This is a genomic window from Stenotrophomonas sp. 107298_Sma (assembly GCF_056480345.1).
On record NZ_CM151094.1, the window covers coordinates 206760 to 221066 of the forward strand.

Sequence of the window (14307 nt, forward strand, 5' to 3'; positions counted from 1 at the left end):
ACCGCGACCATCGCGGTTCCTGGCAGGATTCTAGGAGATCGACGCCGATGCGTAGCTGGGCTGTTCGCGGGCTGGTCCTGCTGCTGGCCGTGCTGGTGCTGCCTGCCGCACCGGCACAGGCCGTGCCAGGACCGCTGCCGCTCACTCCCCTGCAGCGCGAGTACCTGGCCGCGCATCCAAGCATCGTCGTGGGCCAGTATGACAGCGGCTGGCCGCCGTTCGAGTCCCTCCGTGATGGTCGGCAGATCGGGCTGGGGCCGGATTATCTGTCGCTTCTTGCCCGTCAGCTGGGTGTGAAGGTCGAAGCCCGTCGTTATCCAGATTGGACTTCCGTGCTGGACGCGGCGTGCCGTGGCGAAATCGACGTGGTGATGAATGTCGGTCTCAGTGCCGACCGTACCCGCTGCATGGTCTACACCGCCGCCTATGGCGAGGCGCCGCTGGCCTTGGTCGGACGCCCGGGCGACCTGCGTGCCTCCGACAATCCCGACCTGGATGGGCTGCGGGTAGTGATCGAGCAGGATTTCCTGACCGGCCCGCAGGTACGCGCGCGTTTCCCGCGCGCCCGGCAGCTTGTCGCAAACAGCTCGATTGCGGCGCTGCAGATGGTCAGAGACGACAAAGCCGATGTCTATATCGGCAATGCCTATGTCGCCACCGAGCTGATCGCCAGCCAGCGTCTGCAGGGTGTGGTGCTGCTGCGGCCCAGTGACCTGCCTCCCGAGCGCCTGCACTTCGGCGTTCCCAACAGCAAGCAGCCGCTGGCCGAAGCACTGGACCTGGCCCTGGCCGCGACCAGCCAGGCCCAGCGCGACGCATTGGTGCAGCGCTGGCTGCCGTTGCCGCAGTGGTCGGCATCGGCACGGCTGGCGCTGAGCCAGGCCGAGAAGCGGGTGCTGGAGCAGCCGCTGAAGATCGGCTTCGCGCCGAACGCGGCGCCGTTGTCGTTCGTCGACAAGGAAGGCAAGCCCAGTGGCCTGGCCGGCGAGTATCTGCGACGGCTGCTGCAGGCCGGTGCCAATCTTCAGCCGGAGAACAGCCACGACTGGTATGAGGTGCGCGAGAAGGCGCGCCGCGGCGAGCTGCAGGCAGTAATGGGCATTCCCGCCGATTCACGCTATCTGGGGCCGGACTGGGTGTTCAGCCAGCCCTTCATCAGCGTACCGAACGTGATCGTCAGCCGCGTCGACAGCCCGGCGCTGCTGGGCCTGTCGGACCTGCAGGGCAAGCGCGTACTGCTGTCCGATCCCGAGCGCATACGTGGCTACGTGCTGCAGCAGGCCCCCAGCGCGCGGATCATCGCCGCGCGCAGTACCGAGCAGGCACTGCAGCGCCTTGCCGCTGGCGAAGCCGATGCCTACGTGGGCAACCTGGCACTGGTCGATCACCTGCTGCGCAGCAGCTTCCCGGGGCGCCTGCAGGTGGCCGCCCCTGCGGGCTTCAACGATCAGCTGGTGCTGGCCGTGGAACGCCGCCATGCCGCCCTGGCGACCACCTTCGACCGCCTGCTGCTGCAGATGACGCCGCGCAAGCGCGAGGCGTTGCGGGGCGACTGGCTGGCCGTGGAGTATCGCAATGGCATCGACTGGAGGGACGCGCTGCGCTGGGGGGTGCCGCTGCTGCTGGTGCTGCTGACCGCGCTGCTGGTACATGGCATCGGGTACTGGCGCCTGCGTCGCGAGGTGGCCGGGCGGCGTCATCTGGAGCAGCGCCTGGCCGAGGTCACCGACAACCTTCCCGCCGTGGTCTACCAGGCACGGCGCGATGCCGATGGCACTCTCGGTTTTCCGTTCATTGCCGGTGACCTGCAGGCGTTGTTCGGCATTACCCGGCAGCAGGCCGAGCAGGACGCGAAACTGCTGCTGGAACGCATCGAGGAGGAGGATCGCGAACGCATCCTGCAGGCGGTCGAACAGGCCGCACGCCAGTTCGCGCCATTGATCCTCGAGTTCCGCCTGCGTGCCGATGCGGGCGGCGCGCGCTGGGTCCGCAGCCAGGCCCATCCCTATGCGGCAGAGGCAGGGGCGGTGACCTGGAGTGGCTACTGGGTGGACGTCAGCGAGGCACGTGCGCAGGCCGAGGCCCTGACCGCGGCCAAAGCCGAGGCCGAGCAGGCGGCGGAAGCGAAGTCACGTTTCCTGGCCACGATGAGCCATGAGATCCGTACTCCTATGAGTGGCGTGCTGGGCATGCTGGAAGTGCTGGCGCATTCGCCGCTGGATGCCGAGCAGCAGCGCATCCTCGGCGTGATCGAGGATTCGGCGCAGATGCTGCGGCAGATCCTGGATGACATCCTCGATTATTCGCGGCTGGAGGCCGGTGCGCTGCGCCTGGAACCGGTGCCGCAACCGCTGCGGCCGCTGCTGGAAAGCGTGTGCCGGTTGTTGTCGGCGCAGGCCAGTGCACGTGGGTTGGCGTTGCTGGTGGAGATCGATCCACAGCTGGCACCGGCACACGAAGTGGATGGCGTGCGCCTGCGCCAGATCGTGTTCAACCTGCTCAGCAACGCCATCAAGTTCACGGCGCGCGGCGAAGTGCGGCTGCAGCTGGAGGTGCTGGGGCCTACCGCGGAGGATGGCAGCCAGCCGTTGTGCCTGAGCGTGACCGACACCGGCATGGGCATCGCGCCGGAGCAGCTGCAGCATCTGTTCGCGCCGTTCACCCAGGCCGGTGCCTACATCCAGCGCGACCATGGTGGCACCGGTCTTGGCCTGAGCATCAGCCAGCGCCTGGTGCAGATGATGGACGGCGAACTGACCCTGCACAGCACGCTGGGCGAAGGCACTCGTGCCGAGGTGCGGTTGTCGCTGGTGGAGGCCGGCAGCGGTGATGTCGAAGCGCTGGTGGCTGAGCAGGAACAGGCTTCGCTGCTGCCGCAGGCGCTGCGCCAGGCGCGGGTGCTGGTGATCGAGGACCACCCGACCAACCAGGCGATGATGGCCTGGCGCCTGCAGCAGCTGGGCGTGCCGCACGTGATGGTCGGTGATGGCCAGCAGGGGCTGGATCGGCTGTTGTCGGAATGCTTCGACCTGGTGATCACCGATTGCCGGATGCCGGTGCTCGATGGCTTCGGCTTCACCCGGCTGCTGCGCGAGCGCGAGGGCCGCAATGGCCAGCCGCGCCTGACCGTGCTGGCGCTGACCGCCAGTGTGTTGGACGACGATGCGCGCCGTTGCCGCGAGGCCGGCATGGACGAAGTGCTGGCCAAGCCGTTGTCACTGGCCACATTGCGCGCGGCGCTGCTGCGTTGGTTGCCGCAGGCACAGGGCCAGTCGTTCGCCGAACCGGTGACGGAGGTGGTTGCCGACGACGGCATGGCGCTGCCGGATCTGTCCACGTTGCAGCAGCGCTTCGGCTCACGCGCAGTGGCAATCCAGCTGCGCGACAGCCTGCTGCAGGCCAGCGAAGGCGATCTTGCCGCCGTGCAGCGCGCGCTGCAGGCCGGAGATCGCGAGGCAGCCGCGCTGCACCTGCACCGGCAGGCCGGTGGCCTGGGCGCAATAGGCGCGACGGTGCTGGCCGGGCAGGCCAATACGCTGGTGGAGCGCCTGCAGGATGCGGCCGACACCGATCCGACCGCGGTGTTCGCAAGCGTGGCGGAATTCGTGGCGCGGCTGCAGCAGCAACTGCAGCGCCTGGCTCACTGAGTCGACTGCTGCTGCAGGTAGGCGATCACCAGCGCACGGCGTTCGGCACTGGGGAAGGCGTTGTACATGCGCGTACCCGGCACCACGTGGGTGGGCGACTGCAGGAAGGCATCCAGGGTCTGCGCGCTCCAGGTGATGTCGGCGCGGCGCATGCCGTCGGAGTAGCCGTAATCGGGCAGGCTGCCGGCACGGCGGCCGATCACTCCATGCAGGTTCGGCCCGAAGCGATGGATGCCGCCGGGCTGCACGGTGTGGCAGCCCGCACACAGTTCAAACGCGCGCTGCATGGCCTGCTGGCGCGCCTGTTCGGGCGTGGCGGGTGCTGACGGCGGGCGCTGGCAGGCCGTGGCCGCAAGGGCCACGACGACGGCAATGAGCAGGCAGGCAGCGCGCATGGGCGGGCAGGATAGCGATGCAACGGGGCAGGTGGGCTGCGACACGCAGTCGCAGCCCGTGGCGATCACATGCCCGAGTAGTTCGGGCCGCCGCCGCCCTGCGGGGTCACCCAGACGATGTTCTGGGTGGGGTCCTTGATGTCGCAGGTCTTGCAGTGCACGCAGTTCTGCGCATTGATCTGCAGGCGCGCGTCGTTACCGTCGCCGACGAACTCGTACACGCCTGCCGGGCAGTAACGCGCTTCCGGGCCGGCGTACTCGGCCAGGTTCACCTTCACCGGAATGCTCGCATCCTTCAGCGTCAGGTGGCTGGGCTGGTCTTCGGCATGGTTGGTGCTGCTCAGGAACACCGAGCTGAGGCGATCGAAGGTCAGCACGCCATCCGGCTTCGGGTAGGCGATGCGGGTGTGCTTGGACGCCGGCTCCAGGCAGGCGTGGTCCGGGATGCTGTGGCGCAGGGTCCACGGCGGGTTGCGCACGCCCAGCTTCGGCAGCAGCCACTGCTCGATGCCGGTCATCAGCGTGGCCACGGTCTGGCCCTTCTTGAACCACTGCTTGAAGTTCTTCGACAGCTTCAGCTCGTCATGCAGCCAGCTGGCTTCGAAGGCCTGTGGGTAGGCGCTCAGTTCGTCGTGCTGGCGATCGGCGGCCAGCGCATCGAACGCGGCATCGGCGCACAGCATGCCGGTCTTGATCGCGGCATGGCTGCCCTTGATGCGGCTGACGTTGAGGTAGCCGGCTTCGCAGCCGACCAGCGCACCGCCCGGGAACACCGTCTTCGGCAGCGACATCAGGCCGCCGGCGGTGATCGCGCGCGCGCCGTAGCCGATGCGGGTGCCGCCTTCCAGATGCTTGCGGATGGACGGGTGGGTCTTGAAGCGCTGGAACTCTTCGAACGGGCTCAGCCACGGGTTCTTGTAGTCCAGGCCGACCACGTAGCCGATGGCGACCTTGCCGCCATCTGCGTGGTACAGGAAGGCACCGCCGTAGGTGTCGCTGTCCAGTGGCCAGCCGGCGGCGTGCACGACCAGGCCCGGCTCATGCTTGGCTGGGTCGATCTGCCACAGCTCCTTGATGCCGATGCCGTAGGCCTGCGGGTCCTTGCCGTCATCCAGCTTGAAACGGCTGATCAGCTGGCGGCCGAGATGACCGCGCGCGCCTTCGGCGAACACGGTGTACTTCGCCTGCAGGGCCATGCCGCGTTCGAAGGCGGGGCCGCGCGTGCCGTCCTTCTCGATGCCCATGTCGCCTGTGGCCACGCCGATGACTGCGCCGTCGTCGCCGTACAGCACCTCGGCGGCAGCGAAGCCGGGGAAGATCGCTACTTCCAGCGCCTCGGCCTGCTGCGCCAGCCAGCGGGTCACTTCACCCAGGCTGATGATGTAGTTGCCTTCGTTGTGGAAGCACTCCGGCAGCAGCGCATGGGGCGTGCTGCGTGCGCCGGTTTCGCTGAGGAACAGGAATTCGTCGCGGGTGACCTTCTGCTTCAGCGGTGCGCCGCGCTCGGCCCAGTCCGGGAACAGTTCGGTCAGCGCGCGCGGGTCCATCACCGCACCGGACAGCACGTGCGCGCCCGGCTCGGAGCCCTTTTCCAGTACGCACACCGACAGCTCGCGACCGGCTTCGATCGCGCGCTGGCGCAGGCGGATCGCGGTGGCCAGGCCGGCGGGGCCGGCGCCGACGATCACCACGTCGAACTCCATTACTTCACGCGGGGGCAGGGCGTTGGCTTCAGCGCTCATCGATTGCATGACTCGTGGGTAGTGCCGGCATCGGGGCCACCGGCGGTTGCCTGGGAATCGCGCGTGCAGCCACGAGCGAAACGGTTGTTTGAATGTGTCAGGGTACCGGGCCGCGCGTGATCGAGCTAGATCGCCGATGTTCACATCCGGATTGCTGCAATGCAGCGTAGGGCTGCAGCTCTGGTGGGTGCCGACCTTGGTCGGCACGCTCTGCCCGGATGACCGACAATGGTCGGGTCCTGACTGCGTGTGAGTGCCATGGCTTTGGATCCGTACGACCTGTTCGATGTCCGTTCCCTGCTCAGCGAGGAAGAGCGCGCGGTCCAGAAGAGCGTCGCCCGCTTCACCAACGAGCGCGTGCTGCCGATCATCGGCGATGCCTTCGACCAGGCACGCTTCCCTTCAGAGCTGGTGCCGGAGATCGCCGCGCTGGGCCTGCTCGGTGCCACCCTTCCGGCCGAATACGGCGGCGGCGACCTCGGCGCGGTCAGCTACGGCCTGATCTGCCAGGAACTGGAACGCGGCGATTCCGGCCTGCGCAGCTTCGTATCGGTGCAGAGCTCGCTGTGCATGTACCCGATCTACGCCTACGGCAGCGAAGAACAGCGCCGGCAATGGCTGCCGGCGATGGCGCGCGGCGAGCTGATCGGCTGCTTCGGCCTGACCGAGGCGCACGGCGGTTCCGATCCGGCCAGCATGAAGACCCGCGCCGTGCGCGATGGCGACGACTGGCGCATCAACGGCAGCAAGATGTGGATCACCAGCGGCCCGGTGGCCGACCTGGCCATCGTCTGGGCGCAGACCGAGGACGGCATCCAGGGCTTCGTGCTGGAAAAGGGCATGCCGGGGTTCACCACGCAGGAAATCAAGCACAAGATGAGCCTGCGTGCGTCGCTGACCGGTGCGCTGTTCTTCGACGACGTGCGCGTGCCCGACAGCCACCGCCTGCCCAACGTGAAGGGCCTGAAGGGGCCGCTGGGTTGCCTGACCCAGGCCCGTTTCGGCATCAGCTGGGGCCCGATCGGTTCGGCCATTGCCTGTCTGGATGAAGCGCTGGGCTATGCCAAGGAGCGCGTGTTGTTCGGCCGCCCGCTGGCCGCGACCCAGAGCGCACAGATCAAGCTGGCCGAGATGGCCCGCCGCATCACCATGGCGCAGCTGCTGGCGTTGCAGCTCGGGCGCCTGAAGGAAGCCGGCCAGCTGCAGCCGCAGCAGGTCAGCCTGGCCAAGTGGAACAACTGCCGCATGGCCATCGACATCGCCCGCGAATGTCGCGATCTGCTGGGCGGGGCCGGCATCACCACCGAGCATGTAGCGATCCGGCATGCGCTGAACCTGGAATCGGTGATCACCTATGAAGGCACCGAGACCGTGCACCAGCTGGTGATTGGGCGTGAGCTGACCGGCATCAACGCGTTCTGAAACCTGTTCCCGGTGGGTGCCAACCTTGGTTGGCACATTCCTTCAGCGTGCGACGCAACATCTGTGCGGACCAAGGTCCGCAACCACCAGGATCGGTTCACACTTACCTGAGGCGGTTTACGCCCCGCCGGCAAACCCGTGCTGGCGCCACGCTTCGTACATCACCACCGCAACGGTGTTGGAAAGATTGAGGCTGCGGTTGTCCGGCCGCATCGGCAGGCGCAGGCGGCGGCCATCGGGCAATGCATCAAGCACGTCCTGCGGCAGGCCGCGGCTTTCCGGGCCGAACAGGAACGCATCGCCATCTTCGAACGCCACGCTGTCATAGCGGACGCTGGCCCGCGTACTCAGGGCAAACAACCGCTTCGGTGCGACCCGCGCCAGCGTCGTGTCCAGATCGGGGTGCACCTGCAGGCGCGAGTACTCGTGGTAGTCCAGCCCGGCGCGCTTGAGCTGCTTGTCTTCCAGTGCGAAACCGAGCGGCTCGACCAGGTGCAGCTGCGCGCCGGTGTTGGCGCAGAGCCGGATCACATTGCCCGTGTTGGGCGGGATTTCCGGTTGGAACAGGATCACATGGAACTGGGGCGCGGCATTCATCGGCGCAGTGTACCTGCGACGACCGCCGCCTTTACGGCGCACGCCCCGCACGGGGCAGGGCGGCACCGGTTACGGGCGCAGCAGGACCTGGGCGGTTTCGGTGGCCAGGGCCTGCAGGTCGGCGGCGCTCGGGCGAACCTGCAGGGCCGGCAGGTTGGTGATGACCTGGTTGGCGACGCTGGTGGCGGCGGCAGCCAGGGTGGCGGCGTAGCGCTGGGCTTCCTGCTCGGCGACCAGGGCGACACGCTGCTCCAGGCTCGGGCGAACTTCCACCGAGGCCAAGGTGGTGATCGGCATCGCGGCAGCAACCGGGGCGGCGAGGTAGCCGTTGCGCTCGGCCAGCTGGTCGCTGCTCGGGCGAACTTCCACCGTGGCCAGGGTCGGGATGCCGCTGGCCTGTTCCCAGGCCTGCTGGGCCAGCTGGTCGGCGGCCGGACGAACCTGCACGGTGGACAGGGTCTTGATGGATTCGGAGGCCTGCACCGACGAAACAACCGCGGTGCCGGCGATCAGGGCGATGGCGATGGCAATGGTCTTGGCGTTCATGACGGGGCCTGTTTAGTGTTGGTGGGTAGTGGTGTGGTAGTAAGGTAGTACACCAATTCTGGGCATGCAAGGAAAATTTTCCATTTCCTGCATTTGTTCAGTCTTCAGTCAGCTTTTGTCTGAAGCCCTTCCTGGCGCAGGAAGTACCAAGCAATCCCCGTGCCAACTTTTAATCATTGATTTAAAAGGATTTTTGTCGGACAAAAAGTGTCCGGTGGGCGGACACCTGTCCATTTGATGCGTTGCGGACACTGTCCGGACGATGGCTGCCGGTGCATGTGACCGCCCAGGACACGGCCGTGAGGGGCCGCGAATGGTGCACAAGGGCAAACACCCCCAGTGACTGGCGACCGATTCCTGCCGCTGCGTGCGCAGGCTAGGATCGGGGTTCACCTATGTGACCAAGGATCTGGATATGTCTCTCGCCCTTCGCCCGCGCGCTGCATTGCTGGCCGTTGCCCTCAGCACCGCCTTGGGCACGCTCGCCCCAACCTCTGCACTGGCCGCCAAGCCGGCGGTACCGGCCAAGGTCGATATCCCGTATGAGCAGTTCACCCTGCCCAATGGCCTGCGCGTGATCGTGCATACCGATCGCAAGGCGCCGATCGTCGCGGTCAATGTCTGGTACCACGTGGGTAGCAAGGACGAGCCGGCCGGCCGCACCGGCTTCGCGCACCTGTTCGAACATTTGATGTTCCAGAGCAGCGAAAACCACGACGGTGAGTACTTCGAGCCCTTCAAGCAGGTGGGTGCCACCGGCCAGAACGGCACTACCAACACCGACCGCACCAACTACTTCGAGAACGTGCCGACCACCGCGCTGGACATGGCGCTGTGGATGGAGTCGGACCGCATGGGCCACCTGGTCGGTGCGATCGACCAGGCCGCGCTGGACGAGCAGCGTGGCGTGGTGCAGAACGAGAAGCGCCAGGGCGAGAACCAGCCTTATGGCCAGGCCTGGGATCAGCTCAACAAGGCGCTGTACCCGGTCGGCCACCCGTACCACCACGGTGTGATCGGTTCGATGAACGATCTCAACGCCGCTTCGCTGGACGACGTGAAGACCTGGTTCCGCACCTGGTACGGCCCGAACAACGCGGTGCTGGTGCTGGCCGGTGACATCGACCTGGCCACCGCCAAGGAAAAGGCTGCCAAGTACTTCGGCAGCATCCCGGCCGGCCCGAGCATGGCGCAGCCGGCAGTGAACGTGGCCAAGCGCAGCGCCGATACCCGCGAGACGATGACCGACAAGGTGCCGCAGGCGCGCATCTACCGCGCCTGGAACGTGCCGCAGGTCGGCACCGCCGACATCGACCAGCTGCAGTTGTTCGCCGAGGTGTTGGGCGGTGCCAAGTCCTCGCGCCTGAGCCAGCGCCTGCAGCACCAGGACAAGCTGGTGGACAGCATCGGTTCGGGCCTGTCGGCCTCGCAGCTGGGCTCCAACTTCGTGATCGTGGCGACCGTGAAGCAGGGCCAGGATCCGGCCAAGGTCGAGAAGATCATCGACGAGGAACTGGACCGCCTGATCAAGCAGGGCCCGACCGCGGCCGAGCTGGAGCGCGCCAAGACCGGCGCCCGCGCCGGCTTCATCCGTGGCATCGAGCGCATCGGCGGCTTTGGCGGCAAGGCCGATGCGCTGGCCGAGTGCGCGGTGTTCACCGGCGACCCGGGCTGCTTCCGCACCTCGCTGGCCAACATCGACAAGGCCAGTGCCGCCGATCTCAGCCGCCTGGGCGCCCAGTGGCTGGACAAGGGCAGCCATACCCTGGTGATCGCACCGGGTGAGCGCGTGGCACTGAAGGAGGAACCAAGCCAGGCACCGAAGCCGTTCAACGTGCCGGCGGTGGACCCGAAGTACAGCACCCTGCCCGAACAGGTGGACCGCAAGGCCGGCGTGCCGCAGACCCGCGAGTTCCCGCAGCTGAAGTTCCCGGCCCTGCAGCGCGCCACGCTGAAGAATGGCACCCAGGTGATCCTGGCCGAACGCCATGAGATTCCGGTGGTGCAGTTCAGCTACCAGTTCCCGGGCGGCTTCAGCGCCGACCAGGGCCGCAAGCCGGGCACCGCCAACTTCACCATGAGCCTGATGACCGAAGGCGCCGGCAAGCTCGGCTCGCTGGCCTTCGCCGATGCTGCCGATGCGCTGGGTGCCAGCCTGGATGCCTCGGCCGGCTTGGACTCGATGAGCGTGGACCTGTCGGCACTGAAGGAAAACCTGGCGCCGTCGCTGGCACTGTACCGCGACCTGCTGCGTGAGCCGCGCTTCGAGCAGGGCGAGATCGACCGGGTCAAGGCGACCTGGATCGCCGGCATCCAGCAGGAGAAGGTCAACCCGGGTGCGGTGGCGATGCGCGTGCTGCCGCCGCTGCTGTACGGCAAGGGCCACCCGTATGCCATTCCGTTTACCGGCAGCGGTGACGAGGCGGCGATCAACGGCCTGACCCGCGAAGACCTGGTCGACTTCCACCACGATTGGCTGCGTCCGCAGAACGGCACCCTGATCGTGGTCGGTGACACCACCCTGGCCGAGATCGTGCCGCTGCTGGACAAGCAGCTGGGCGACTGGAAGGCTGCCGGCGACGCCCCGCAGGTGAAGGCGGCCACCGACGTCGCATTGCCGAAGGGCCCGCGCGTGTTCCTGATCGACCAGCCGGGCGCGGTGCAGGCCAACCTGTTCGCCGGTCAGGTGGTGGCGCCGTCCAGCGCCACCAGCTCGACCCGCTTCGACATCGCCAACGGCGTGATCGGCGGCGACTTCACCTCGCGCCTGAACATGAACCTGCGTGAGGACAAGCACTGGTCGTACGGTGCGCGCAGCAGCGCGATCAACTCGGTGGGCCAGCGCCCGTGGATGGCCAGCGCGCCGGTGCAGATCGACAAGACCGGCCCGGCGATGGCGGAAATGCGCAAGGAAATTGCCGCGTTCGCCGATGGCAGCAAGCCGGCCACCGCCGCCGAGGTCAACCGCATCCGCAACATCCAGACCCTGAGCCTGCCTGGTGCCTACGAGACCGCCAGCGCGGTGGCGTCGACCATCGGTTCGATCGTGCAGTTCAAGCGCCCGGACGACTACGTGCTGCGTCGCAAGGCCGAGATCGAGTCGATGACCCCGGCACAGGTGCAGCAGGCCGCCGCCGAGATCAAGCCGCAGGCGCTGACCTGGGTGGTGGTGGGTGACCTCAAGCAGACTGAAGCGGCGGTGCGTGCGCTGAATCTGGGTGAGGTGACGGTGATCGACGCCGAAGGCAATCCGGTCAAGAAATGAAATAAGGCAAGACCCGGCCCGCCATGTGGCGGGCCGGCTCCCCTTGGTAGTGCCGGCCGCTGGCCGGCAACTCTGAAGGGGTCAGAGTCCCTGCGGGGGATCTGACCCCGCCCACGGGCTACCCCCGATTCAGGCTGTTCAGGCAGAATCCCCCCATACCCTTCCAGGATCTGCCCATGCGCGTTCTGCTGCTTTCCTCCCTGCTGCTCACCGTCACCGCCTGTACCTGGGTGCCGATCGAACCGGCGGGCAAGACGACCCGCGTGCTGCCGGCAGGCCCGGTTCCGGCCGGTTGCATCGCCAAGGGCGAGGTGGTGGTCACGGTGAAGAGCAAGGTCGGTTTCTACAACCGCAACCCGCTGCGCGTGCAGGAAGAGCTGGAAACCCTGGCCCGCAACGAGGCCCCGAGCGCCGGTGCCAATGCCGTGCAGGCCGCTGCCGCACCGGCCGAGGGCAGCCAGCGCTTCGCCGCATTCCAGTGCCCGCCGCGCTGAATGCTTCACCATACGGCCAAGCCTGAATTCGTAAAGATGCGGTGAAGGCCCCGGGAGTTATAGAATAGCGCCCCCTTTTGCCTGAGCCTTGGCGCTAACCTCGATGCTCTTCAAGAATGTCTCGATCGCCGGCCTGGCACACGTTGATGCGCCGCATACGCTGACGACCAAGGAAATCAACGAGCGGCTGCAGCCGACGCTGGATCGCCTTGGTATCCGCACCGACGTGCTCGGCGATATCGCCGGCATCCATGCCCGCCGCCTGTGGGACAACGGCGTGCTGGCCTCCGACGCCGCCACCATGGCCGGCCGCAAGGCGCTGGAAGACGCAGGCATCAATGCGACGCAGGTGGGCCTGCTGGTCAACACCTCGGTCAGCCGCGACTACCTGGAGCCGTCCACTGCGTCGATCGTCTCCGGCAACCTCGGCGTCAGCGACGAGTGCATGACCTTCGACGTCGCCAATGCCTGCCTGGCCTTCATCAACGGCATGGATATCGCGGCGCGCATGATCGAGCGCGGTGACATCGACTACGCGCTGGTGGTGGACGGCGAGACCGCCAACCTGGTGTACGAGAAGACCCTGGAGCGGATGACCGCCCCGGACGTCACCGCCGACGACTTCCGCAACGAACTGGCCGCCCTGACCACCGGTTCGGGTGCCGCCGCGATGGTGATGGCGCGCTCGGAGCTGGTGCCGGATGCACCGCGCTACAAGGGCGGCGTGACCCGCTCGGCCACCGAGTGGAACCAGCTGTGCCTGGGCAACCTGGACCGCATGGTCACCGATACCCGCCTGCTGCTGATCGAAGGCATCAAGCTGGCCCAGAAGACCTTCACCGCCGCCAAGATCGCCTTGGGCTGGGCCGTGGAAGAGCTGGACCAGTTCGTGATCCACCAGGTCAGCCAGCCGCATACCGCTGCGTTCATCAAGAACTTCGGCATCGACCCGAAGAAGGTCATGACCATCTTCGGCGAGCACGGCAACATCGGCCCGGCCTCGGTGCCGATCGTGCTGAGCAAGCTCAAGCAGCTGGGCAAGCTGAAGAAGGGCGATCGCATCGCGCTTCTGGGCATCGGCTCGGGCCTGAACTGCTCGATGGCTGAAGTGGTCTGGTAAAAAAGTCACCGCTGACCTGCTGCGCGCCGTCCGCACGTGCCAGCCAACCGCTCGCGACGGGCAGCGATGATTTTCCAAGTGTCCAAGGGCCGGTTCTACCGGCCCTTTCTACAGGTGCGATCCGATGTCCCAGCTTCCCGGTTACCCCGCCCACCCGCAGCGTTTCGAGGTCCGCCCTGGCCTGTCGATGAACTATCTCGACGAAGGTCCGAGCGATGGCGAGGTGGTGGTGATGGTGCACGGCAACCCGTCGTGGAGCTATTACTGGCGCACGCTGGTGTCCGGACTGTCGGACACGTACCGCTGCATCGTGCCGGACCACATCGGCATGGGCCTGTCGGACAAGCCCGATGACAGCCGCTACGAGTACACGCTGCAGTCGCGCGTGGATGATCTGGACGCGTTGCTGAAGCACTTGGGCATCACCGGTCCGGTGACGCTGGCCGTGCACGACTGGGGCGGCATGATCGGCTTCGGCTGGGCGCTGTCGCACCATGACCAGGTGAAGCGCCTGGTGGTGCTCAACACGGCCGCGTTCCCGATGCCGGCGGCGAAGAAGATGCCGTGGCAGATCGCGCTGGGCCGCCACTGGAAGATCGGCGAGTGGATCATCCGCACCTTCAACGCGTTCTCGTCCGGTGCCTCGTGGCTGGGCGTGGAGCGGAAGATGCCGGCCGATGTGCGCCGCGCCTACGTGTCGCCGTACAACAGCTACGCCAACCGCATCAGCACCATCCGCTTCATGCAGGACATTCCGCTGTCGCCGGCCGACAAGGCGTGGTCACTGCTGGAGCGCGCCGGCAAGGCGCTGCCGTCGTTCGCCGATCGTCCGGCCTTCCTCGGCTGGGGCCTGCGCGACTTCGTGTTCGACCACCACTTCCTGAAGGGCTTCCAGGCGGCGTTGCCGAAGGCGCAGGTGCATGCCTTCGAGGATGCCGGCCACTACGTGCTGGAAGACAAGCATGAAGTGCTGGTGCCGGAGATCCGGGCGTTCCTGGTCAAGAACCCGATCTGATCGGTTCCCGGGTCGGATCCCGGTAGTGCCGGCCGCTGGCCGGCAAGCGCACAATGCGCGCCGG

10 protein-coding genes are annotated in these 14307 nt (G+C 66.9%); 6 read left to right on the forward strand and 4 right to left on the reverse strand.

Going from position 1 to position 14307, the window contains the following annotated elements; all coding sequences use genetic code 11:
- The first annotated feature begins 47 nt into the window (after nucleotides 1–47).
- Nucleotides 48–3647 (forward strand): ATP-binding protein, encoded by a 3600-nt coding sequence (locus ACZK2G_RS00975; protein ID WP_478474413.1) that lies wholly within the window; start codon nucleotides 48–50, stop codon nucleotides 3645–3647.
- Here the strand turns inward: ACZK2G_RS00975 and ACZK2G_RS00980 are convergent.
- Nucleotides 3641–4042 carry a c-type cytochrome gene (locus ACZK2G_RS00980; RefSeq protein WP_136638491.1) on the reverse strand — a complete coding sequence of 134 codons (402 nt, stop codon included), beginning with the start codon at nucleotides 4040–4042 and terminating at the stop codon, nucleotides 3641–3643. The genes ACZK2G_RS00975 and ACZK2G_RS00980 overlap by 7 nt on opposite strands.
- 65 nt (nucleotides 4043–4107) lie before the next feature.
- Nucleotides 4108–5784, reverse strand: a complete 1677-nt coding sequence (locus tag ACZK2G_RS00985; protein WP_046985351.1) for an electron transfer flavoprotein-ubiquinone oxidoreductase — start codon at nucleotides 5782–5784, stop codon at nucleotides 4108–4110.
- A gap of 258 nt (nucleotides 5785–6042) precedes the next feature.
- On the opposite strand from ACZK2G_RS00985, the gene ACZK2G_RS00990 reads away from it, so the two are divergent.
- Nucleotides 6043–7206, forward strand: a complete 1164-nt coding sequence (locus ACZK2G_RS00990) for an acyl-CoA dehydrogenase family protein (protein WP_478474414.1) — start codon at nucleotides 6043–6045, stop codon at nucleotides 7204–7206.
- A 117-nt stretch (nucleotides 7207–7323) separates the two neighbouring features.
- On the opposite strand, the gene ACZK2G_RS00995 is transcribed toward ACZK2G_RS00990, so the two are convergent.
- Together ACZK2G_RS00995 and ACZK2G_RS01000 are read right to left on the reverse strand one after the other, a co-directional pair.
- Nucleotides 7324–7803, reverse strand: a complete 480-nt coding sequence (locus ACZK2G_RS00995; protein ID WP_046985349.1) for a tRNA (cytidine(34)-2'-O)-methyltransferase — start codon at nucleotides 7801–7803, stop codon at nucleotides 7324–7326.
- Nucleotides 7804–7872: 69 nt separating this feature from the next.
- Nucleotides 7873–8349, reverse strand: a complete 477-nt coding sequence (locus ACZK2G_RS01000) for an XAC0231 family protein (RefSeq protein WP_046985348.1) — start codon at nucleotides 8347–8349, stop codon at nucleotides 7873–7875.
- Nucleotides 8350–8764: 415 nt separating this feature from the next.
- On the opposite strand from ACZK2G_RS01000, the gene ACZK2G_RS01005 reads away from it, so the two are divergent.
- The 4 genes from ACZK2G_RS01005 (at nucleotide 8765) to ACZK2G_RS01020 (ending at nucleotide 14243) form a co-directional block, all read left to right on the forward strand.
- Complete coding sequence (locus tag ACZK2G_RS01005) at nucleotides 8765–11614, forward strand: M16 family metallopeptidase (RefSeq protein WP_295378613.1); 2850 nt, start codon at nucleotides 8765–8767, stop codon at nucleotides 11612–11614.
- Between the two features lie 176 nt (nucleotides 11615–11790).
- A complete protein-coding gene (locus ACZK2G_RS01010; protein WP_046985346.1) occupies nucleotides 11791–12108 on the forward strand; it encodes a DUF4156 domain-containing protein in 318 nt (105 codons plus the stop codon).
- Between the two features lie 103 nt (nucleotides 12109–12211).
- Nucleotides 12212–13228 carry a 3-oxoacyl-ACP synthase III gene (locus ACZK2G_RS01015; protein WP_004135358.1) on the forward strand — a complete coding sequence of 339 codons (1017 nt, stop codon included), beginning with the start codon at nucleotides 12212–12214 and terminating at the stop codon, nucleotides 13226–13228.
- A 124-nt stretch (nucleotides 13229–13352) separates the two neighbouring features.
- Nucleotides 13353–14243, forward strand: coding sequence for an alpha/beta fold hydrolase (locus ACZK2G_RS01020; protein ID WP_478474417.1), 891 nt, complete (start codon nucleotides 13353–13355; stop codon nucleotides 14241–14243).
- Nucleotides 14244–14307: the final 64 nt, after the last annotated feature.

What these genes read in the sequence shown, in the direction of transcription:
- ACZK2G_RS01005 (WP_295378613.1), top strand. Translation starts at nt 8,765, where the DNA reads ATGTCTCTCGCCCTTCGCCCGCGCGCTGCATTGCTGGCCGTTGCCCTC.
- ACZK2G_RS00975 (WP_478474413.1), top strand. Translation starts at nt 48, where the DNA reads ATGCGTAGCTGGGCTGTTCGCGGGCTGGTCCTGCTGCTGGCCGTGCTG.
- ACZK2G_RS01020 (WP_478474417.1), top strand. Translation starts at nt 13,353, where the DNA reads ATGTCCCAGCTTCCCGGTTACCCCGCCCACCCGCAGCGTTTCGAGGTC.
- ACZK2G_RS00980 (WP_136638491.1), bottom strand. Translation starts at nt 4,042, where the DNA reads ATGCGCGCTGCCTGCCTGCTCATTGCCGTCGTCGTGGCCCTTGCGGCC.
- ACZK2G_RS00995 (WP_046985349.1), bottom strand. Translation starts at nt 7,803, where the DNA reads ATGAATGCCGCGCCCCAGTTCCATGTGATCCTGTTCCAACCGGAAATC.
- ACZK2G_RS01010 (WP_046985346.1), top strand. Translation starts at nt 11,791, where the DNA reads ATGCGCGTTCTGCTGCTTTCCTCCCTGCTGCTCACCGTCACCGCCTGT.
- ACZK2G_RS01000 (WP_046985348.1), bottom strand. Translation starts at nt 8,349, where the DNA reads ATGAACGCCAAGACCATTGCCATCGCCATCGCCCTGATCGCCGGCACC.
- ACZK2G_RS01015 (WP_004135358.1), top strand. Translation starts at nt 12,212, where the DNA reads ATGCTCTTCAAGAATGTCTCGATCGCCGGCCTGGCACACGTTGATGCG.
- ACZK2G_RS00990 (WP_478474414.1), top strand. Translation starts at nt 6,043, where the DNA reads ATGGCTTTGGATCCGTACGACCTGTTCGATGTCCGTTCCCTGCTCAGC.
- ACZK2G_RS00985 (WP_046985351.1), bottom strand. Translation starts at nt 5,784, where the DNA reads ATGAGCGCTGAAGCCAACGCCCTGCCCCCGCGTGAAGTAATGGAGTTC.